13 protein-coding genes, 5 tRNA genes, 3 rRNA genes and 1 riboswitch are annotated in these 21,052 nt (G+C 46.1%); of the genes, 19 read left to right on the top strand and 2 right to left on the bottom strand.

Annotated features, from left to right (window positions below):
- Window positions 1-57 precede the first annotated feature (57 nt).
- Both fadA and fadB read right to left on the bottom strand, forming a co-directional pair.
- Window positions 58-1,221, bottom strand: a complete 1,164-nt coding sequence (fadA, locus tag J4N42_RS14255; RefSeq protein ID WP_252028872.1) for an acetyl-CoA C-acyltransferase FadA — start codon at window positions 1,219-1,221, stop codon at window positions 58-60.
- Between the two features lie 26 nt (window positions 1,222-1,247).
- Window positions 1,248-3,419 carry a fatty acid oxidation complex subunit alpha FadB gene (gene fadB, locus J4N42_RS14250; RefSeq protein ID WP_252028871.1) on the bottom strand — a complete coding sequence of 724 codons (2,172 nt, stop codon included), beginning with the start codon at window positions 3,417-3,419 and terminating at the stop codon, window positions 1,248-1,250.
- Between the two features lie 231 nt (window positions 3,420-3,650).
- Here fadB and J4N42_RS14245 point away from each other — a divergent pair, with 231 nt between their 5' ends.
- The 19 genes from J4N42_RS14245 (at window position 3,651) to thiH (ending at window position 21,001) form a co-directional block, all read left to right on the top strand.
- Window positions 3,651-4,274, top strand: a complete 624-nt coding sequence (locus J4N42_RS14245; RefSeq protein ID WP_252028870.1) for a YigZ family protein — start codon at window positions 3,651-3,653, stop codon at window positions 4,272-4,274.
- Window positions 4,275-4,307: 33 nt separating this feature from the next.
- A complete protein-coding gene (locus tag J4N42_RS14240) occupies window positions 4,308-5,765 on the top strand; it encodes a TrkH family potassium uptake protein (protein WP_252028869.1) in 1,458 nt (485 codons plus the stop codon).
- A gap of 12 nt (window positions 5,766-5,777) precedes the next feature.
- The gene (hemG, locus tag J4N42_RS14235; RefSeq protein WP_252028868.1) at window positions 5,778-6,302 is read left to right on the top strand and encodes a menaquinone-dependent protoporphyrinogen IX dehydrogenase; all 525 of its coding nucleotides are present in this window, start codon (window positions 5,778-5,780) and stop codon (window positions 6,300-6,302) included.
- A 478-nt stretch (window positions 6,303-6,780) separates the two neighbouring features.
- Window positions 6,781-8,333, top strand: a 16S ribosomal RNA gene (locus J4N42_RS14230).
- Window positions 8,334-8,425: 92 nt separating this feature from the next.
- Window positions 8,426-8,501, top strand: a tRNA-Glu gene (locus J4N42_RS14225).
- A gap of 2 nt (window positions 8,502-8,503) precedes the next feature.
- Window positions 8,504-8,579, top strand: a tRNA-Lys gene (locus J4N42_RS14220).
- A gap of 29 nt (window positions 8,580-8,608) precedes the next feature.
- Window positions 8,609-8,684 (top strand) — tRNA-Ala (locus tag J4N42_RS14215).
- Window positions 8,685-8,722: 38 nt separating this feature from the next.
- A tRNA-Val gene (locus tag J4N42_RS14210) sits at window positions 8,723-8,798 on the top strand.
- A 305-nt stretch (window positions 8,799-9,103) separates the two neighbouring features.
- Window positions 9,104-11,992: ribosomal RNA gene (locus tag J4N42_RS14205) — 23S ribosomal RNA — on the top strand.
- A gap of 89 nt (window positions 11,993-12,081) precedes the next feature.
- Window positions 12,082-12,197, top strand: a 5S ribosomal RNA gene (gene rrf / locus J4N42_RS14200).
- Together the 16S, 23S and 5S rRNA genes with 5 tRNA genes alongside form the textbook arrangement of a ribosomal RNA operon.
- Window positions 12,198-12,238: 41 nt before the next feature.
- Window positions 12,239-12,315, top strand: a tRNA-Asp gene (locus J4N42_RS14195).
- A gap of 397 nt (window positions 12,316-12,712) precedes the next feature.
- Window positions 12,713-14,095 (top strand): multicopper oxidase family protein, encoded by a 1,383-nt coding sequence (locus J4N42_RS14190; RefSeq protein ID WP_252028867.1) that lies wholly within the window; start codon window positions 12,713-12,715, stop codon window positions 14,093-14,095.
- A gap of 120 nt (window positions 14,096-14,215) precedes the next feature.
- On the top strand, window positions 14,216-14,599 hold the full coding sequence (crcB, locus tag J4N42_RS14185) for a fluoride efflux transporter CrcB (RefSeq protein WP_252028866.1): 384 nt from the start codon (window positions 14,216-14,218) through the stop codon (window positions 14,597-14,599).
- 64 nt (window positions 14,600-14,663) lie between these two features.
- Window positions 14,664-14,762, top strand: a riboswitch (TPP riboswitch).
- Between the two features lie 119 nt (window positions 14,763-14,881).
- A complete protein-coding gene (gene thiC, locus J4N42_RS14180) occupies window positions 14,882-16,837 on the top strand; it encodes a phosphomethylpyrimidine synthase ThiC (protein ID WP_252028865.1) in 1,956 nt (651 codons plus the stop codon).
- On the top strand, window positions 16,834-18,132 hold the full coding sequence (locus J4N42_RS14175) for a thiamine phosphate synthase (RefSeq protein ID WP_252028864.1): 1,299 nt from the start codon (window positions 16,834-16,836) through the stop codon (window positions 18,130-18,132). The genes thiC and J4N42_RS14175 overlap by 4 nt, the downstream gene beginning before the upstream one ends.
- The gene (locus J4N42_RS14170; protein ID WP_252028863.1) at window positions 18,119-18,883 is read left to right on the top strand and encodes a HesA/MoeB/ThiF family protein; all 765 of its coding nucleotides are present in this window, start codon (window positions 18,119-18,121) and stop codon (window positions 18,881-18,883) included. Before J4N42_RS14175 ends, J4N42_RS14170 begins: the two co-directional genes overlap by 14 nt.
- 19 nt (window positions 18,884-18,902) lie before the next feature.
- Entirely contained in the window at window positions 18,903-19,112 is a 210-nt protein-coding gene (gene thiS / locus J4N42_RS14165) for a sulfur carrier protein ThiS (protein WP_252028861.1), read from the top strand.
- A gap of 2 nt (window positions 19,113-19,114) precedes the next feature.
- Window positions 19,115-19,876: a thiazole synthase gene (locus J4N42_RS14160; RefSeq protein WP_252028859.1), complete on the top strand. Its 762-nt coding sequence runs from the start codon at window positions 19,115-19,117 to the stop codon at window positions 19,874-19,876.
- Window positions 19,877-19,888: 12 nt separating this feature from the next.
- Window positions 19,889-21,001, top strand: a complete 1,113-nt coding sequence (gene thiH / locus J4N42_RS14155) for a 2-iminoacetate synthase ThiH (RefSeq protein ID WP_252028858.1) — start codon at window positions 19,889-19,891, stop codon at window positions 20,999-21,001.
- The last annotated feature ends 51 nt before the right edge of the window (window positions 21,002-21,052 follow it).

Raw genomic sequence — 21,052 nt, 5'->3', positions numbered from 1 at the left:
CCACACCAATAAAAAAGCCAGTGAATATTCACTGGCTTTTCGGTTCTAAAGGATTGACTAAGGTCGCTCAAATACCGTAGCGATACCTTGTCCAAGGCCGATACACATGGTCGCTAAACCATATTTAGCATCTTTTGCTTCCATCAGGTTAATTAGGGTGGTTGAAATACGAGAACCAGAACAACCTAGTGGGTGGCCTAGCGCTATAGCACCGCCGTTGAGGTTTACTTTTTCATCGACAACATCGAGTAAGCCAAGATCTTTCGCACACGGTAGAGATTGAGCAGCAAAGGCTTCATTAAGCTCAATGACATCCATATCTTCAATTGACAACCCTGCACGTTTAAGTGCTTTTTGGGTTGCAGGTACTGGGCCGTAGCCCATAATAGAAGGATCGCAGCCCGCGATAGCCATTGATTTGACTCGAGCACGGATGGTCAGCCCTAACTCATTCGCTTTCTCTTCACTCATCAGCAGCATAGCTGATGCCCCATCAGATAGCGCAGAAGATGTTCCCGCTGTTACCGTACCATTGGCAGGGTCAAATACTGGGCGAAGTTGAGATAGACCCTCAATAGAGGTTTCTGGGCGAATCACTTCATCGTAATCGAGAGTAAACAGTGAGCCGTCTTCGGCATGTGCTTCTGTTGGTAGGATTTCATTCTTGAAACGTCCTTCTACCGTCGCTGCATGAGCACGAGCGTGTGAGCGTGCCGCAAAGGCATCTTGTTGTTCTCGGCTGATGCCATGCAGCTTACCAAGCATTTCGGCGGTGAGGCCCATCATGCCTGCCGCTTTAGCAACATTCTTCGACATACCTGGATGGAAGTCGACACCATGAGTCATAGGAACATGGCCCATGTGCTCTACACCGCCAATCAAACAGATTTCCGCATCGCCGACCATAATCGAACGCGCTGCATCGTGAAGTGCTTGCATTGAAGAGCCACAAAGGCGGTTGACGGTAACTGCACCGATTTCGATTGGTAGACCAGCCAATAAAGCTGCGTTGCGCGCAATATTGAAGCCTTGTTCAAGAGTTTGCTGTACACAGCCCCAGTAGATGTCTTCGATCTCACTTGGGTTAACTTGAGGGTTACGTTCTAGAATGCCTTTCATTAAGTGTGCGGAAAGGTCTTCTGCACGAGTATGGCGGAATGCCCCACCTTTGGAGCGTCCCATTGGGGTACGAAGGCAATCAACAACAACTACATTATTCATTTTGCTATTCCTTTTCCAAATGTGGGTTATAACGAGCTAACTCGTTGGGCGTCGTAAAAGCTTTCGCCTTTCTCTGCCATGTCAATCAGCATTTGCGGTACTTGGTACATTGCACCAAGGTCTTGATAGCCTTTGGCCATTTCCACAAAGTTACTGATACCCACGCTATCTAGGTAACGGAACACTCCGCCACGGAATGGAGGGAAACCTAAACCATATACAAGTGCCATATCGGCTTCTTGTGGGGTCGCGATAATGCCTTCTTCCAAACACAATACGACCTCATTGATCATTGGAATCATCATACGTTGGATGATGGTTTGATCGTCGAATTGTTGTGCTTCACTACACACGTCTTTTAAGATAGGCAAGATCTCATCAGAGAATGACTTCTTCGGTCTACCTTTCTTATCCACACTGTAGCTGTAGAATCCGCTGCCATTCTTCTGACCAAACTTATTCGCATCAAATAGCGCGTCTATCGCATCACGGCCTTGTTTACCCATTCGTTCTGGGAAACCTTGCGCCATGACCTCTTGAGCGTGGTGGGCTGTGTCTAGGCCAACAACATCAAGTAAGTAGGCAGGGCCCATTGGCCAGCCAAACTTGCGTTCCATAACCTTATCGACCTGAGTGAAGTCTGCACCATCACGAAGTAGCATGCTGAAGCCACCGAAGTATGGGAAGAGCACTCGGTTTACGAAGAACCCTGGGCAGTCGTTAACGACAATTGGTGATTTACCCATTTTTGCCGCGTAAGCAACTACGCGATTGATGGTTTCATCAGAAGTGTGCTCACCACGGATGATTTCGACCAGTGGCATACGGTGCACTGGGTTGAAAAAGTGCATACCACAGAAGTTTTCTGGTCGCTTCAGTGATTTAGCCAATAGGTTGATTGGAATAGTAGACGTGTTTGATGTAATCACCGTATCGTCATCGACATGTTGCTCTACTTCGCTTAAGACCGCAGCTTTGACTTTCGGGTTCTCGACGACCGCTTCAACGATAACGTCAGATTGCTCGATTCCTGCGTAATGTAAGCTTGGTGTGATTGACGCTAAGATGCCAGACATCTTAAAACCGTCAATCCGACCTCTAGATAGGCGTTTATTCAGCAGCTTAGAGGCTTCTGTCATGCCTAAATCTAGCGAGGCTTGCGCGATGTCCTTCATCAGAACAGGTACACCTTTCAGTGCCGACTGATATGCGATGCCGCCACCCATAATTCCTGCGCCAAGCACTGCTGCTCGTTGAGTGTCTTTACTTGCTGATTTTGCAGCTTTCTTCGCTAGCCCTTTAATGTACTGATCGTTAAGAAATAGGCCAACAAGTGCTTTCGCTTCTTCTGACTTCGCCAGCTTAATAAAGTGCTTACGCTCAATATCTAGTGCTTCATCTCTAGCGCTGCGCGCTGCTTCTTCAATGGCTATAACTGATGTAATTGGTGCTGGGTAATGTGGTCCTGCTTTTTGTGCCACTAACCCTTTAGCCATAGTAAAGCTCATCATCGCTTCTAGTTTGCTCAAAGAAAGCGCTGATGTTTTTTGTTTTCTTCTGGTTTGCCAATCAAGTTTTTCGTTGGCAGCGGCAGAAACGGTATTGATGGCCGACTCAAGCAGTTTGTCCGACTCAACAATAGCATCAAGCAATCCCACTTTGAGTGCTTCATCTGCTCTGCATGCTTTACCTTGAGTAATGATTTCCATCGCACTATCTGCGCCGATTACTCTTGGTAGACGAACACAGCCACCAAACCCAGGCATAATACCTAGCTTGGTTTCTGGCAATCCTATGCTGGTGGTTTTGTCACCAATGCGGAAATCGGTAGCGAGTACACACTCACATCCGCCACCTAGGGTATGCCCCTTAAGTGCCGAAAGAGTAGGGAATGGGAGATCTTCCAGCTTACTAAAAATGCTGTTCGCAAATCGAAGCCACTGATCAAGTTCTTCCTCGGGTTTTGTAAATAGGCCTAGAAACTCAGTAATATCAGCACCCACAATAAAGGCGCTTTTGTCTGAAGTGAGGATAAGCCCGCGAATATCACTTTTTGCTTTGATGGCATCCAGTGCTTTATCGAGAGATTCTAGGGTAGCAAGGTCAAGCTTATTTACGGATTGTGGAGAGCAGAAGCTAAGCTCCGCGATACCGTCTTGTAGTTCCTTTACCTGTAGGGTGTTGGCTTGGTAAATCATCGTCTATCTCCGTGACATACAATGCTAGATTGTGTGTGAGAGTATTGTTGTACTTATTGATAGTTGTGTTACTTCTGGTTAGACCAGTTGTTCTAGTGTGAACGTCGATTTGGTTAAATTCAATACATTTTTTAAACAAGTGTTTAACATTGTGCGTTGGTGCAGATCATTGCCACTTTATTATTCAGCACGTGATACACTCTGCGGCATTGAATTCACTGAACTAACCCTATGAACGATCAGCCCTATCTTGTTCCTGCTGCAAGCGCGACATTTGAAGAAGAAATAAAAAAAAGCGTCTTCATCACACAACTTGCCCATACTCCAAGTGTAGATGCAGCTAAAGCATTTATAGACCAGGTCAAAGTACAGCATGCAGCGGCAAGGCATAATTGTTGGGCATTTGTCGCTGGGCGAAGTGAAGACTCGATGAGATGGGGTTTCAGTGATGATGGTGAACCTTCTGGGACCGCAGGCAAACCTATCTTGGCTCAACTTTCTGGCTCTGGGGTTGGGGAAATTTCTGCGGTTGTGACGCGCTACTCTGGTGGAATTAAGCTAGGTACTGGTGGGTTAGTAAAAGCATATGGCGGCGGGGTTCAACAAGCGCTTAAGCTGCTTCAAACAATCGAGAAAAAAATAACCACAAAATTAAACCTAGCGTTAGACTATGGGTTTATGCCGATCGCACAGTCCGTTATGGCTCAGTTTGAAGCCGTAGAGGTTGAAGCGCAATATAGCGATCAAGTGCTATTGGTATTAGAGATTGAATTGCGTCATGTTGATGCTTTCACTCAAAGTATCGTTAATAAGAGTGGTGCAAAGGCAATTGTCACCCCAGTAAAAGATAACTAGGAAGTCAGGAAGCACTGCTTCAATTCAACAATAATGCAATTTCGTTCAATCATCCGAATCGTCGGGCTGCTGCTCGCGCTATTTAGTGTCTCTATGCTGGCACCTGCTTTCGTCGCGTTACTGTATCGCGACGGTGCGGGTGTACCATTCGTCACGACGTTTTTTGTTCTCCTGTTTTTCGGCGGGCTGTGTTGGTTTCCAAATAGAAGACACAAGCATGAACTGAAAGCACGTGATGGCTTTCTTATTGTTGTTCTGTTTTGGACGGTAATCGGTAGTGCAGGCTCAATTCCCTTTCTGTTGTCTGACAATCCGAGTGTCTCAGTTACAGATGCCTTCTTTGAATCCTTTTCAGCATTAACGACTACCGGGGCGACTGTAATCGTTGGTCTTGATGACTTGCCCAAAGCAATCTTGTTCTATCGCCAGTTTCTGCAATGGTTTGGTGGAATGGGTATCATTGTACTTGCTGTAGCCATACTGCCGGTTCTAGGTATCGGTGGAATGCAGCTTTACCGAGCTGAGATCCCTGGCCCTGTCAAAGACAGTAAGATGACCCCAAGGATTGCCGAGACAGCAAAAGCGCTGTGGTATATCTATCTGAGCTTAACTATCGCATGTGCATTGGCATTTTGGTTAGCGGGCATGTCCCCATTCGATGCCATTAGTCACAGCTTCTCAACGATTGCCATTGGTGGTTTCTCTACCCATGATGCGAGCATGGGCTACTTTGATAGCTACGCAATCAATATGATTACCGTAGTCTTTCTACTCATTTCAGCGTGTAACTACTCACTTCACTTCGCAGCCTTTGCGTCTGGTGGCGTTCATCCAAAATATTATTGGAAAGATCCAGAATTTCGGGCTTTCTTATTTATCCAGGCCGTGCTGTTCGTAGTGTGTTTTCTTGTATTGCTAAACCACCACTCTTACGACTCCACTTACGATGCTTTCGATCAGGCGTTGTTCCAAACGGTTTCTATTTCAACTACGGCAGGCTTTACGACAACAGGCTTCTCGGAATGGCCATTGTTTCTGCCGGTACTGTTGCTGTTCTCATCCTTTATTGGTGGTTGTGCTGGTTCGACTGGTGGTGGCATGAAGGTGATACGTATCTTGCTGCTTACTTTGCAAGGTGCGCGTGAGATGAAGCGTCTAATCCACCCAAGAGCGGTCTACACCATCAAAGTCGGAGGAACTGCATTGAGCCAGCGTGTCGTTGATGCTGTATGGGGATTCTTCTCTGCATATGCGTTGGTATTTGTGGTTTGTATGTTGGCCTTAATCGCAACAGGGATTGATGAGCTTAGTGCGTTTTCTGCCGTTGCCGCTACTTTGAATAACCTTGGCCCTGGCTTAGGTGAAGTTGCCCTGCATTTTGGTGAGATTAACGACAAAGCTAAATGGGTTCTGATTGTTTCAATGTTATTCGGTCGTCTCGAAATCTTTACCTTACTTATTTTACTTACTCCAACATTTTGGCGTAGCTAAGGACAAAAAGTCATGAAAGCTTTATTTCTTTACTCGAGTCGTGAAGGACAAACTAAGAAGATTCTCCACTATATAGAGGAAGAGTTATCCGAATTTGAATGTGAAGTTGTCGATCTTCACTCTGTAGATAGAGTCGATTTTACGCAGTATGACAGAGTTCTTATTGGCGCTTCGATTCGCTATGGCCACCTCAATAAGAAGCTATACCAATTTATTGAAAACAATATTGAGCAGCTTAAGCAAAACAAAGTGGCGTTCTTTTGTGTAAACCTGACAGCAAGAAAAGAAGACCAAGGGAAAGATACGCCCGAAGGCAGCGCATATATTAAGACCTTTTTGACTAAGTCAGCTTGGCAGCCCGAGTTAATAGGTGTGTTTGCTGGTGCTTTATACTACCCACGCTATAAATGGTTCGATCGAGTAATGATTCGTTTCATTATGACGATGACAGGTGGTGAAACGGATACCAGTAAAGAAGTTGAATATACCAACTGGAAAAAAGTGTCTTTATTCGCGAAAAAGTTTGTAAATATGTAGCTTAAAACACCAGTTTTAGTCCCTTTTGCACGTTTTTTACTCGAACAATAAAAAAATCAAAAAAAACTCGAAAAAGGGCTTGCCAATGTGATGGCGATCTCTATAATGCCCCCTCGCTGACACGGCAACGCTCCACAAGGAACGAGAGCCCAATCAGCAAGGTCAAATAGCTAAGCCAAGTGCTTAAAAAAGTTTTGAAAAAAGTGGTTGACACTAAAACTTAACTCGCTAAAATGGCCGTCCGTTTTGAGCGCAGCTCAGTTCGGAAAGCTCTTTAACAATTTAAACCTATCAATCTGTGTGGGCACTCGTTGATGATAATCCAAAAGATTTATCAATGAACTGAGTGACCAAACGAGTCGTCTTTTTATTTGAAAGGACAGCTTGGCACAGTCAATTCACATTACTCTGCTTTTTATAAGCAAAGAAAATGTAATCAGTATTCATTGAGCCGAAGCTTATAGCTTCAACAAAACTTTAATTGAAGAGTTTGATCATGGCTCAGATTGAACGCTGGCGGCAGGCCTAACACATGCAAGTCGAGCGGAAACGAGTTAACTGAACCTTCGGGGAACGTTAACGGCGTCGAGCGGCGGACGGGTGAGTAATGCCTAGGAAGTTGCCCAGTAGAGGGGGATAACCATTGGAAACGATGGCTAATACCGCATAACCTCTTCGGAGCAAAGCAGGGGACCTTCGGGCCTTGCGCTATTGGATACGCCTAGGTGGGATTAGCTAGTTGGTGAGGTAATGGCTCACCAAGGCGACGATCCCTAGCTGGTCTGAGAGGATGATCAGCCACACTGGAACTGAGACACGGTCCAGACTCCTACGGGAGGCAGCAGTGGGGAATATTGCACAATGGGCGAAAGCCTGATGCAGCCATGCCGCGTGTGTGAAGAAGGCCTTCGGGTTGTAAAGCACTTTCAGCAGTGAGGAAGGCATTAAGATTAATACTCTTGGTGTTTGACGTTAGCTGCAGAAGAAGCACCGGCTAACTCCGTGCCAGCAGCCGCGGTAATACGGAGGGTGCGAGCGTTAATCGGAATTACTGGGCGTAAAGCGCATGCAGGTGGTGGATTAAGTCAGATGTGAAAGCCCGGGGCTCAACCTCGGAACTGCATTTGAAACTGGTTCACTAGAGTACTGTAGAGGGGGGTAGAATTTCAGGTGTAGCGGTGAAATGCGTAGAGATCTGAAGGAATACCGGTGGCGAAGGCGGCCCCCTGGACAGATACTGACACTCAGATGCGAAAGCGTGGGGAGCAAACAGGATTAGATACCCTGGTAGTCCACGCCGTAAACGATGTCTACTTGGAGGTTGTGGCCTTGAGCCGTGGCTTTCGGAGCTAACGCGTTAAGTAGACCGCCTGGGGAGTACGGTCGCAAGATTAAAACTCAAATGAATTGACGGGGGCCCGCACAAGCGGTGGAGCATGTGGTTTAATTCGATGCAACGCGAAGAACCTTACCTACTCTTGACATCCAGAGAACTTTCCAGAGATGGATTGGTGCCTTCGGGAACTCTGAGACAGGTGCTGCATGGCTGTCGTCAGCTCGTGTTGTGAAATGTTGGGTTAAGTCCCGCAACGAGCGCAACCCTTATCCTTGTTTGCCAGCGAGTAATGTCGGGAACTCCAGGGAGACTGCCGGTGATAAACCGGAGGAAGGTGGGGACGACGTCAAGTCATCATGGCCCTTACGAGTAGGGCTACACACGTGCTACAATGGCGCATACAGAGGGCGGCGAGCCAGCGATGGTCAGCGAATCCCAAAAAGTGCGTCGTAGTCCGGATTGGAGTCTGCAACTCGACTCCATGAAGTCGGAATCGCTAGTAATCGTAGATCAGAATGCTACGGTGAATACGTTCCCGGGCCTTGTACACACCGCCCGTCACACCATGGGAGTGGGCTGCAAAAGAAGTGGGTAGTTTAACCTTCGGGAGGACGCTCACCACTTTGTGGTTCATGACTGGGGTGAAGTCGTAACAAGGTAGCCCTAGGGGAACCTGGGGCTGGATCACCTCCTTATACGATGATTATTGCGATGAGTGTTCACACAGATTGATATGGTTTAAGAAGTTTAAGAGATAGAGATGTCCCCCAAGACATTTCGCACTAGTGTCCCGTTCGTCTAGAGGCCTAGGACACCGCCCTTTCACGGCGGTAACAGGGGTTCGACTCCCCTACGGGATACCATTGGGTCGTTAGCTCAGTTGGTAGAGCAGTTGACTTTTAATCAATTGGTCGCAGGTTCGAATCCTGCACGACCCACCATTCTTATTTAAAGAATGACTCTCAAGAATGGGGCTATAGCTCAGCTGGGAGAGCGCCTGCCTTGCACGCAGGAGGTCAGCAGTTCGATCCTGCTTAGCTCCACCATCTTGAAATTCTTCTCCACGAGGAATTAAAACTAATGTGGGCGATTAGCTCAGTTGGGAGAGCACCTGCCTTACAAGCAGGGGGTCACTGGTTCGAGCCCGGTATCGCCCACCATCTTTAAGCACATTTGCGTAAGTGTTCTTAAAAATGGTTTCTTTCTTTAAGTAGAAAGTAGAATCTAGCTCTTTAACAATTTGGAAAGCTGACGAATAACATTTGATTGATGTTATTCAAATAAAAGTTCTCAAATCCTATGTCTCTTAGAGATGTAGGTACCAACACACATTCAAGTGTTCTTGGGAATAACTTTCGAGTTATTCATATTTGAGTCCGGCAAAATCGAATGTCTCTCGCTCATTCAAATAATGAGAGACACACCTTGGTTGTTTGCCATACGTAAAGACCCCTTCGGGTTGTATGGTTAAGTGACTAAGCGTACACGGTGGATGCCTTGGCAGTCAGAGGCGATGAAGGACGTATTAACTTGCGATAAGCCCAGATTAGGTAGTAAAAACCATTGAGTCTGGGATTTCCGAATGGGGAAACCCAACTGCATAAGCAGTTACTGTTAACTGAATACATAGGTTAACAGGGCGAACCCGGGGAACTGAAACATCTAAGTACCCGGAGGAGTAGAAATCAACCGAGATTCCGAAAGTAGCGGCGAGCGAAATTGGATTAGCCCTTAAGCTTTTAATGATGCAGGTGAAGAGTCTGGAAAGTCTCGCGATACAGGGTGATAGCCCCGTAACCGACACATCATAATCAGTGAAATCGAGTAGGGCGGGACACGTGATATCCTGTCTGAATATGGGGGGACCATCCTCCAAGGCTAAATACTACTGACTGACCGATAGTGAACCAGTACCGTGAGGGAAAGGCGAAAAGAACCCCTGTGAGGGGAGTGAAATAGAACCTGAAACCGTGTACGTACAAGCAGTAGGAGCACCTTCGTGGTGTGACTGCGTACCTTTTGTATAATGGGTCAGCGACTTATATTCAGTAGCAAGGTTAACCGATTAGGGGAGCCGTAGAGAAATCGAGTCTTAACTGGGCGTCGAGTTTCTGGATATAGACCCGAAACCAGGTGATCTAGCCATGGGCAGGTTGAAGGTTGAGTAACATCAACTGGAGGACCGAACCGACTAATGTTGAAAAATTAGCGGATGACTTGTGGCTAGGGGTGAAAGGCCAATCAAACCTGGAGATAGCTGGTTCTCCCCGAAATCTATTTAGGTAGAGCCTCGGACGAATACTACTGGGGGTAGAGCACTGTTAAGGCTAGGGGGTCATCCCGACTTACCAACCCTTTGCAAACTCCGAATACCAGTAAGTACTATCCGGGAGACACACGGCGGGTGCTAACGTCCGTCGTGGAGAGGGAAACAACCCAGACCGCCAGCTAAGGTCCCAAAGTATAGCTAAGTGGGAAACGATGTGGGAAGGCTTAGACAGCTAGGATGTTGGCTTAGAAGCAGCCATCATTTAAAGAAAGCGTAATAGCTCACTAGTCGAGTCGGCCTGCGCGGAAGATGTAACGGGGCTAAGCTATACACCGAAGCTGCGGCAATGCGATTTATCGCATTGGGTAGGGGAGCGTTCTGTAAGCCGTTGAAGGTGGGTTGTAAAGCCTGCTGGAGGTATCAGAAGTGCGAATGCTGACATGAGTAACGATAAAGGGGGTGAAAAACCTCCTCGCCGGAAGACCAAGGGTTCCTGTCCAACGTTAATCGGGGCAGGGTAAGTCGACCCCTAAGGCGAGGCCGAAAGGCGTAGTCGATGGGAAACGGGTTAATATTCCCGTACTTCTTACAATTGCGATGGGGGGACGGAGAAGGCTAGGTGGGCCTGGCGACGGTTGTCCAGGTTCAAGTGCGTAGGCTTAAGAGTTAGGTAAATCCGGCTCTTTTTAAGGCTGAGACACGATGTCGAGCTACTACGGTAGTGAAGTCATTGATGCCATGCTTCCAGGAAAAGCCTCTAAGCTTCAGATTGTAAGGAATCGTACCCCAAACCGACACAGGTGGTCGGGTAGAGAATACCAAGGCGCTTGAGAGAACTCGGGTGAAGGAACTAGGCAAAATGGTACCGTAACTTCGGGAGAAGGTACGCTCTTGACGGTGAAGTCCCTTGCGGATGGAGCTATTGAGAGTCGCAGATACCAGGTGGCTGCAACTGTTTATTAAAAACACAGCACTGTGCAAAATCGTAAGATGACGTATACGGTGTGACGCCTGCCCGGTGCCGGAAGGTTAATTGATGGGGTTAGACTTCGGTCGAAGCTCTTGATCGAAGCCCCGGTAAACGGCGGCCGTAACTATAACGGTCCTAAGGTAGCGAAATTCCTTGTCGGGTAAGTTCCGACCTGCACGAATGGCGTAATGATGGCCACGCTGTCTCCACCCGAGACTCAGTGAAATTGAAATCGCTGTGAAGATGCAGTGTACCCGCGGCTAGACGGAAAGACCCCGTGAACCTTTACTACAGCTTGGCACTGAACATTGAGCCTACATGTGTAGGATAGGTGGGAGGCTTTGAAGACGGTACGCCAGTATCGTTGGAGCCATCCTTGAAATACCACCCTTGTATGTTTGATGTTCTAACTTAGACCCATTATCTGGGTTGAGGACAGTGCCTGGTGGGTAGTTTGACTGGGGCGGTCTCCTCCCAAAGAGTAACGGAGGAGCACGAAGGTGGGCTAATCACGGTTGGACATCGTGAGGTTAGTGCAATGGCATAAGCCCGCTTGACTGCGAGAATGACAATTCGAGCAGGTGCGAAAGCAGGTCATAGTGATCCGGTGGTTCTGTATGGAAGGGCCATCGCTCAACGGATAAAAGGTACTCCGGGGATAACAGGCTGATACCGCCCAAGAGTTCATATCGACGGCGGTGTTTGGCACCTCGATGTCGGCTCATCACATCCTGGGGCTGAAGTCGGTCCCAAGGGTATGGCTGTTCGCCATTTAAAGTGGTACGCGAGCTGGGTTTAGAACGTCGTGAGACAGTTCGGTCCCTATCTGCCGTGGGCGTTGGAAGATTGAAGGGGGCTGCTCCTAGTACGAGAGGACCGGAGTGGACGAACCTCTGGTGTTCGGGTTGTGTCGCCAGACGCATTGCCCGGTAGCTAAGTTCGGAATCGATAACCGCTGAAAGCATCTAAGCGGGAAGCGAGCCCTGAGATGAGTCTTCCCTGGCGCTTTAAGCGTCCTAAAGGGTTGTTCGAGACTAGAACGTTGATAGGCAGGGTGTGTAAGCGTTGTGAGGCGTTGAGCTAACCTGTACTAATTGCCCGTGAGGCTTAACCATACAACACCCAAGGGGTTTTGATGGACTCAAATAGAACATTGAATGTGTATAACTAGAACTTAAAATCAGTTTTCCGAATTAAGAATTTGCTTGGCGACCATAGCGTTGTGGACCCACCTGATCCCATGCCGAACTCAGAAGTGAAACGCAATAGCGCCGATGGTAGTGTGGGGCTTCCCCATGTGAGAGTAGGACATCGCCAGGCTTTAAATTTTGGACACTTGCTCAGGCGAGTGATACCACTGCGGAGTGGTAGTTCAGTTGGTTAGAATACCGGCCTGTCACGCCGGGGGTCGCGGGTTCGAGTCCCGTCCACTCCGCCATTTATTTCGAGACCTCAGCAGAAATGCTGAGGTCTTTTTGCATTTGGAACAAATAGAAGTAGCGGTTTACCAAAACAGAGTAGTCGTTCAGTCAGTTAGGTGATGTTAAAAGGAATGCGGTCTGTCATGCAGAATCGGAAAATTTGAGTCTCAACTACTCGCTATTTATTAAAAAGCCCAGTCAAAAGACTGGGCTTTTTCGTTTACGCTAATATAAAAATATTACTAGTATTCGGCTCTCTTTATTCTTATATCTAATTAGTAGCTATAAATCTTTATGGTATTTGTCGTTACCCTTAAGTCTGTTAAGACACCACCCACATTTATAACGCCTTATTAAGAATGATTTTCATTAGTGATATAAAATTGTGATATTTCACTAGAATGGATTGTTTTGATGGATACAACTCGCCGGAATTTTCTGCGCTGTTCTTCAGCTGTAGCCGCTCTATTTGCATTGCCTGCTTGCTCATTAACCAAGATACAAAACGAGGGTTCCAACAAAATTTTTTATCTTACTGCAGAGCCTTCTACTGCACGCTTGGTTGGTGACAATAAGACCAGTGTACTTGCCTTTAACGGTACCATCCCTGCACCTACAATTCGTTGTAGGCAAGGTGAAAAGGTAGTGATCCGTTTTACTAATGGACTCTCTGAGCCAACGACAATTCACTGGCATGGTTTAAGAATCCCTATTGAAATGGATGGTGTGCCTTTTTTAAGTCAACCTCCTATCATGCCAGGTGAAACCTTTGATTATGAATTTACTCCACCAGATGCCGGTACATTTTGGTACCACCCGCATATGAACAGCGTTAAGCAGCTGGGAATGGGGCTCGTTGGGTTGATTGTGATTGAAGAAGCAATTCCTGTTGAGTTTGATGAAGAATATGACTTGATGCTCAAACACTGGCATTTAGATAAACAAGGTCAGTGGAAAGATTTAATGATTCCTCGCCTTAGCGCTCGAATGGGGACTCCGGGCGAGTGGGGAACAGTGAATGGTGTACATGAGCCCGTTTATACTCTTAAATCCAATGCGACAGTGAGGCTGCGCATTGCTAACGTCGATAATACAATTACCTACCCTATAGCAATTGAAGGTACAGAAGCGTGGGTGATTGCAATCGATGGGAACCCCATTAGAAGCCCCTATAAGCTATCTGAGCATAAAATAGGGCCAGGGATGAGGGTTGATGTCGGCTTAATCGCGCCAGAGCCTGGGAAGCGCGTATACGTCCGACAAATGAAAGGGCGATTTCCTTTCCCGCTATGTGAATTTGAGATTATCGATTCCAGTCTACCAAAAGGTAAGGAACTCCCTGCTTTGCCACTAAACCCCGTACCTGAGCTTGATATTAAAAACGCTCAGCAGGTTGACTTTGTTTTTGAATGGGAAGGTGCTATATCTCCAACGGGCAAAGATGGTAAATCGAAGCCGACATTTTGGCTGACGAATCGGCGTGCATGGGAAGGTATGAGTAAAGGTAATATACCCGCACCATTAGCATCGTTGGAGCTAGGCAAGACTTATATCTTCAATCTTAGAAATGTCACTCAGTATCACCATCCGATCCATCTTCATGGCCATACATTTACCGTATTGGAACTTGATGGAAAACAACTATCAGAACCATTCCATACCGACACGGTGTTGCTCGGTAAAAACGGATCGGCGAAGGCCGCATTTGTCGCAGATAACCCTGGACGTTGGATGTACCACTGTCATGTCATTGAACATATGAAGACTGGGCTGATGGGTTATATTGAAGTTAAGTGACACCTGTAACTTTTTAAAAGTAGATTAGTAATCAAGTTATTATTCTACGTATGTTAGTTTGATTTCTCGCATATTTTGTATCAAACGCTAAAATAGCCATACAAAAATTTGGGGAATATTATGGGACAACTATCAATACTCGGCTTCATTGCATTAGGTGGGGCATTTGGTGCGTGCTCACGTTATCTAGTCTCCGAACTATGTGTTGCACTGTTTGGTAGAGGGTTCCCATATGGAACGCTCACAGTCAACGTAATTGGTTCGTTTGCTATGGGTCTACTAATCGCGGCGTTTGAGAATGAACTATTAGCGACTGAACCTTGGAGGCAAATTATAGGCTTAGGTTTTCTAGGTGCACTGACTACTTTCTCAACTTTCTCAATGGATAACGTGTTGCTTATGCAGCAGGGCGCATTTTTCAAAATGGGATTGAATGTCTTACTCAACGTTGTGCTCAGTATTTCTGCCGCTTGGGTAGGATTTCAGTTGTTGATCAAATCGTGAACAAAAACTAAGCAAAAAGTATACAAATCGGGTTTGTAAATCCTACTCGATTCCATATAATAAAATTCACTTGTCGGAGTGCCATAAGGCTGAGACCGTTAACTCGGGATCCGTTGAACCTGATCAGGCTAATACCTGCGAAGGGAACAAGAGAAGATACTAAACTAGAGATCCATCTGGTTATTCTATCATCTGATTACTCGTCCGAGTGATCGCTCTTGTAGCATCAATCCGCCAAGCATTTTTATCCAAAGTAAATAATTACACGCAAGGAAAAATGCTATGTCGAGTCGTAAACAAGCAAGACTGGAAGCTAAACAGTTCATCGATTCATTGTCGGTAGAGCCATATCCAAACTCATCTAAAGTCTACGTAGAAGGAACACGTAGCGATATCCAAGTACCAATGAGAGAAATTAAGCTAGCAGATAGCTTGATTGGTGGTACCAAAGAAGAACCTGTTTTTGAGCCTAATGAGCCAATTCACGTCTATGATACCTCTGGTGTTTATACCGACCCTACTCATACCATTGACCTATACCAAGGGTTGCCAAAGCTCCGTGAACACTGGATTGAAGAGCGTGAAGATACTCAATTACTTGATGATGTGAGCTCTGTTTATACTAAATCTCGTTTGGAAGACGAAACTCTAGATGAGCTGCGCTATGGCAATTTACCGCGCATCCGCCAAGCGAAAGAAGGCGCTTGCGTCACCCAACTTCATTACGCTCGTAAGGGGATTGTTACACCCGAAATGGAGTATATCGCTATTCGCGAAAATATGGGGCGTCGCAAGTATGCCGATGAGCAACTTAACCATCAACATCCTGGGCAGAACTTTGGTGCTAATCTACCTAAAGAGATCACTCCTGAGTTTGTTAGGAAAGAAGTCGCTGAAGGTCGTGCAATCATTCCATCCAATATCAACCACCCTGAAGCTGAGCCGATGATCATTGGCCGCAACTTCTTAGTTAAAGTAAATGCAAACATTGGCAACTCTTCGGTTAGCTCTTCTATTGAAGAAGAAGTAGAAAAGCTTGTTTGGGCGACGCGTTGGGGTGGGGATACAGTAATGGATCTCTCGACTGGGCGAAACATTCACGAAACTCGTGAATGGATTTTACGTAACAGCCCTGTGCCAATAGGTACTGTACCAATGTACCAAGCTCTGGAAAAAGTGAATGGTGTTGCAGAGAACCTTAACTGGGAAGTAATGCGTGATACTTTGATAGAGCAAGCCGAGCAGGGGGTTGACTACTTCACTATCCATGCTGGTTTGCTGCTGCGTTATGTCCCAATGACAGCTAAGCGTGTGACTGGCATTGTGTCTCGTGGTGGTTCTATCATTGCGAAATGGTGTCTAGCTCACCACCAAGAAAGCTTCCTATACACTCACTTTAGAGAGATCTGTGAAATTTGTGCTAAGTACGATGTCGCGCTGTCCCTTGGTGATGGCTTACGTCCAGGCTCGATTGCAGATGCGAACGACGAAGCTCAGTTTGCGGAACTACGTACCCTTGGCGAGTTAACCAAAGTAGCCTGGGAGTACGATGTACAAGTCATCATTGAAGGCCCTGGGCATGTTCCAATGCACATGATCAAAGAGAACATGGAAGAGCAGTTGGAGCATTGCCACGAGGCACCTTTCTATACTCTTGGCCCATTAACCACAGATGTAGCACCTGGCTATGATCATATAACCTCAGGAATCGGCGCTGCGATGATTGGCTGGTATGGCTGTGCAATGCTTTGCTATGTGACGCCAAAAGAGCACTTAGGCCTACCCAGTAAGGAAGACGTAAAAACAGGCTTAATTACCTACAAATTAGCTGCTCATGCCGCTGATCTGGCAAAAGGTCACCCTGGTGCACAAATCCGCGATAACGCTCTGTCAAAAGCGCGCTTTGAATTCCGTTGGGAAGACCAATTTAATTTGTCATTAGACCCTGAAACAGCTCGCGCTTTCCATGATGAGACCCTTCCTCAGGAATCTGGAAAAGTGGCGCACTTCTGTTCCATGTGTGGGCCTAAGTTCTGTTCAATGAAGATTTCTCAAGAGGTTCGCGAATACGCAAAAGACACGGAGCAAGTTGCGGCAGATCAGGCAATAGAAATCAAAATGCTAGACGACCCATTAGAAGGTATGCGTCAGAAGTCCAAAGAGTTCCTTGAAACTGGCTCTGAGCTTTACCATCCAGTGGTTGATAGCAAATCACTCGAACTTGAAGGCGAAAAGTGAAAATCCTTATACCAACCCAAAATATAAACTTAACGGGTGAGATACAGCAATGCTTATTGGTAGCGAAGTCCTATGGCTTCGCTATTGAGGATATCGAGTTGGGTGTAAGCTCAACTCCGTATCTTGAAGTTGGCCTTGAAGGCCAACTTCAGACTATAGGTATAAAGCGTTCTCATCAGTGTCATACTTCAGATAGTCACCAAGATGTGCTTCTGGATTACTCCATCGAACGCTTCGATACACTACTGCAGCGAAATGTTGTTGAGCCTCACCACATATATATTAATGTCGAGTTCAATTTGGACTTGGCTCTTGGTGAGTCGGCAGAAATTACCACTCGGTATTTAGATATCTGGCGCGGGCCTACATCTCAACGTGCGATTCAATCAGCATCCACAATCAGTGAAAATGAAGTTGAGCGACATTCCAGTTGGGTTGTGGCTTTATTGGCATTAGATTTCCCGATAGAAGATGCTTTAATGGTTGCAAGAGCGGCAATGAATGTTTCACGTGAAACATGGCCGACCCAGTTTGAAGATTATCCGACACCAATATTGGAACTCGATCAGCTAGGCATTCATGTTGGTTGGGGAGTAGGTGAGCATAGTATTCAATTCCCACAAATGGCTAAGGAAAAGCTAGGTTTATACCCGGTTGTTGACAGTGCTGATTGGATCGAAGCTCTTCTAAAAATGGGTGTTAAAACGGTTCAACTACGAATCAAAAACAGCGAGCTTCCAGACTTAGAACATCAAGTAAGTAAGTCAATTCGCCTAGGACGAGAATACAATGCGCAAGTCTTTATTAATGACTATTGGCAACTGGCTATCAAGCATGGAGCATACGGCGTCCACTTAGGTCAGGAAGATATCGAAGAATCAAATTTAGTTTCTCTATCTCAAGCTGGCATCAAACTTGGTTTATCTACTCATGGGTATTATGAGTTGATGCGTATTTGCCAAATTTCACCGAGCTACATTGCACTGGGGCATATTTTCCCAACCACAACTAAGGAAATGCCTTCAAAGCCTCAAGGTTTAGTGCGCCTTAAACTTTATCAACAGTTAATCGATACTATTCCTTATCACAACGATCTTGGGTTTCCGACAGTGGCAATCGGTGGAATTGATAGCAATACTGCACCACAAGTTTGGGAGTGTGGAGTGACCAGTCTTGCTGTCGTTCGCGCAATTACTTTGGCAGATCAACCTCAACAGGTCGTTGATTGGTTTAACTCGCTCATCAATAAACCACAATCTTGTATAGACAAGGAAAAACAACATGTTGTCGGATAGCCAGTTTCTTCGCTATCAAAGACAAGTTTGTTTGTCAGACATTGGTGAAGTAGGCCAACAGAGATTACTTAACAGCCATGTGTTAGTGATTGGATGTGGGGGGTTAGGTAGTGCGGCGATTATGTACCTTGCTTCTGCGGGAGTAGGGAAACTCGTTATTGTTGATGACGATGCTGTTGACAGCAGTAACCTACAGCGCCAAGTGATTTATCGCCAAAGTGATTTAGAGCAGTCGAAAGTCCTATCGGTACAAAAACAAGTAGCCAACATTAACCCTGATTGCCAAGTACGAACAGTCGGAAAGCGAATGGATGATAGTCAACTTTCGCTCGAAGTCATGCTGGCTGACTTGGTACTAGATTGTTGTGACAATATGCCGACAAGGCAGTCAATTAATAAAGCTTGTTTTAACTCTCAAACACCTCTGGTGACTGCAGCGGCGATAGGTTGGCAGGGGCAACTATCTGTATTTGATTTCACCGGAGATGATGTACCTTGTTATCGTTGTGCTTACCCGTTTGATGAGCTACCTCAAGAAATGAATTGCACGGCCGGCGGTATTGTCGGCCCTGTGGTCGGCACGATGGGCAATCTCCAAGCGCTAGCCGCGATTCAGAAAATCTCGATAGGTGAGTTCTTACTGTCTACCAACACGATAAAGATGTTTGATGGCAAATCGATGGATTGGCAGCAATTATCAATTACAAAAGATTCGCAGTGCACCACTTGCTCAAAGCAAGCAAGCGGCTAATAGCAAATAGAGTAAAGCAATGTCTTGTATAGAAATACAAATTAACGGTGAAGCAGAGTCAATCTTATCAGGTGCTTCGCTTAGCGATATTATCCAGCAGTTTGGTTTACCTGAACTAGGCTGCGTTTTCTCAATCAACAATGTCGTAATCCCTCGTAGCAATTGGAATACAACCCAAGTTAATCAAGGCGACGCCATTTCACTGTTTCAAGCATTCGCAGGAGGTTAACTGTGTTAAAAATAGCAGATAAAACGTTTCAATCTCGTCTATTCACGGGTACAGGAAAGTTTGCCAACAATCAGCTCATGATTGATGCCATTATCGAGTCTCGTTCTGAGCTTGCGACTATGGCACTTAAGAGAGTTGAAATCGGCAACCAAGACGATGATATTCTGAGTCCAATCGTAAAGGCCGGAGTAAATCTATTACCCAATACTTCTGGGGCTAAGAATGCTGAAGATGCTGTATTCGCAGCGCACCTTGCTAGAGAAGCACTTCAAACCAATTGGCTAAAGCTGGAGATTCACCCTGACCCTAAGTATTTAATGCCAGATCCAGTCGAAACACTGAAGGCCGCTGAGCAATTGGTCAAAGATGGTTTTAATGTGCTGCCTTATTGCCATGCCGATCCTGTGTTATGTAAGAGGCTAGAAGAAGTTGGGTGTGCAGCAGTAATGCCGCTAGGAGCGCCTATAGGTTCAAACAAAGGCTTAGTCTCCGAAGAGTTCCTTAAAATCATCATCGATCAAGCGAACGTACCGGTTGTTGTCGACGCTGGTATTGGAGCGCCTTCACATGCTGCTTATGCCATGGAACTTGGAGCTGATGCGGTACTTGTGAATACTGCAATTGCTGCAGCGAAAGACCCTGTAGCGATGGCAAGAGCGTTTCGTATGGCGGTGGAGTCAGGTCGAATTGCTTACGAATCTGGTATGGCTGCAGTGGCTGATCACGCAGTTGCTTCCAGTCCGCTCACAGCCTTCTTAGATTAACGGGGCTTTTTAATGAGCTTTCTTACGCAATTTAATCAAATGAATTGGGATGACATTTCTTTGTCTATCCGTGCAAAAACTGCAGCTGATGTAGAAAGGGCACTCTCTAAGCCCAAGTGCGATTTGGAAGACTTTAAGGCGCTTATCTCTCCAGCCGCAGAACCTTACTTAGAGCAGATGGCACAACGTTCTTTGGCACTAACGCGCCAACGTTTCGGCAATACGATGGCGTTATACATTCCATTATATCTTTCAAATCTGTGTGCTAATGCATGTACGTATTGCGGATTCTCAATGGAGAACCGCATCAAGCGTCGAACTCTAAACAGCGAAGAAATTGACGCTGAAATAAAAGCCATTAAGAAAATGAAGTTTGACAGTGTTCTGCTCGTGACTGGTGAACACGAAACTAAAGTTGGAATGAAGTATTTCCGCCAAGCCCTGCCACAAATTAAGCAAGAATTCAGTTACCTTGCGATGGAAGTTCAGCCTCTCGATCAAGATGAGTACGCCGAGCTGAAAACGTTGGGTCTTGACGCTGTAATGGTTTACCAAGAAACATATCATCCTTCGACTTATGCTGAGCATCACCTAAGAGGCAACAAGACAAACTTCGAATACCGTTTAGAAACACCAGATCGCTTGGCTAAGGCTGGTATCGACAAGATAGGTATTGGCGCCCTTATCGGGTTGGAAGATTGGCGGACAGATTGCTTCTACGTTGCATCGCATTTGGACTACTTAGAGCGGACATATTGGCAAACGCGTTATTCGATTTCATTCCCTCGTTTACGACCATGTGAAGGTGGGCTGCTGCCTAAATCTGTTATGTCGGATAAGCAGTTGGTGCAGTTAATTTGTGCTTACCGTTTACTTAATCCAGAAGTTGAACTTTCCCTGTCTACAAGGGAGTCCGCGCACTTCAGAGATAATGTGTTGCCATTGGGAATTACGAGTATGTCTGCGGCGTCAAAAACTCAACCTGGTGGTTACGCTTTAGAAGATGTAGAGCTAGAGCAATTTGAAATTAGTGATGAACGTTCAGCGCAAAGTGTTGAAACCATGATTAAGCAGCGCGGTTTTGATCCTGTATGGAAAGATTGGCATAACGCTTATTCAGGGTAGTTCAGCACAACCTACCGTTTGAGTGTTTCACGTGAAACAAAAAGGCTACTC

It is taken from the genome of Vibrio sp. SCSIO 43135, assembly GCF_023716665.1.
Lineage (GTDB): Bacteria > Pseudomonadota > Gammaproteobacteria > Enterobacterales > Vibrionaceae > Vibrio > Vibrio paucivorans.
Note: the sequence above shows the minus strand (reverse complement) of the source record. Positions and strands in the feature narration are given on the sequence as shown.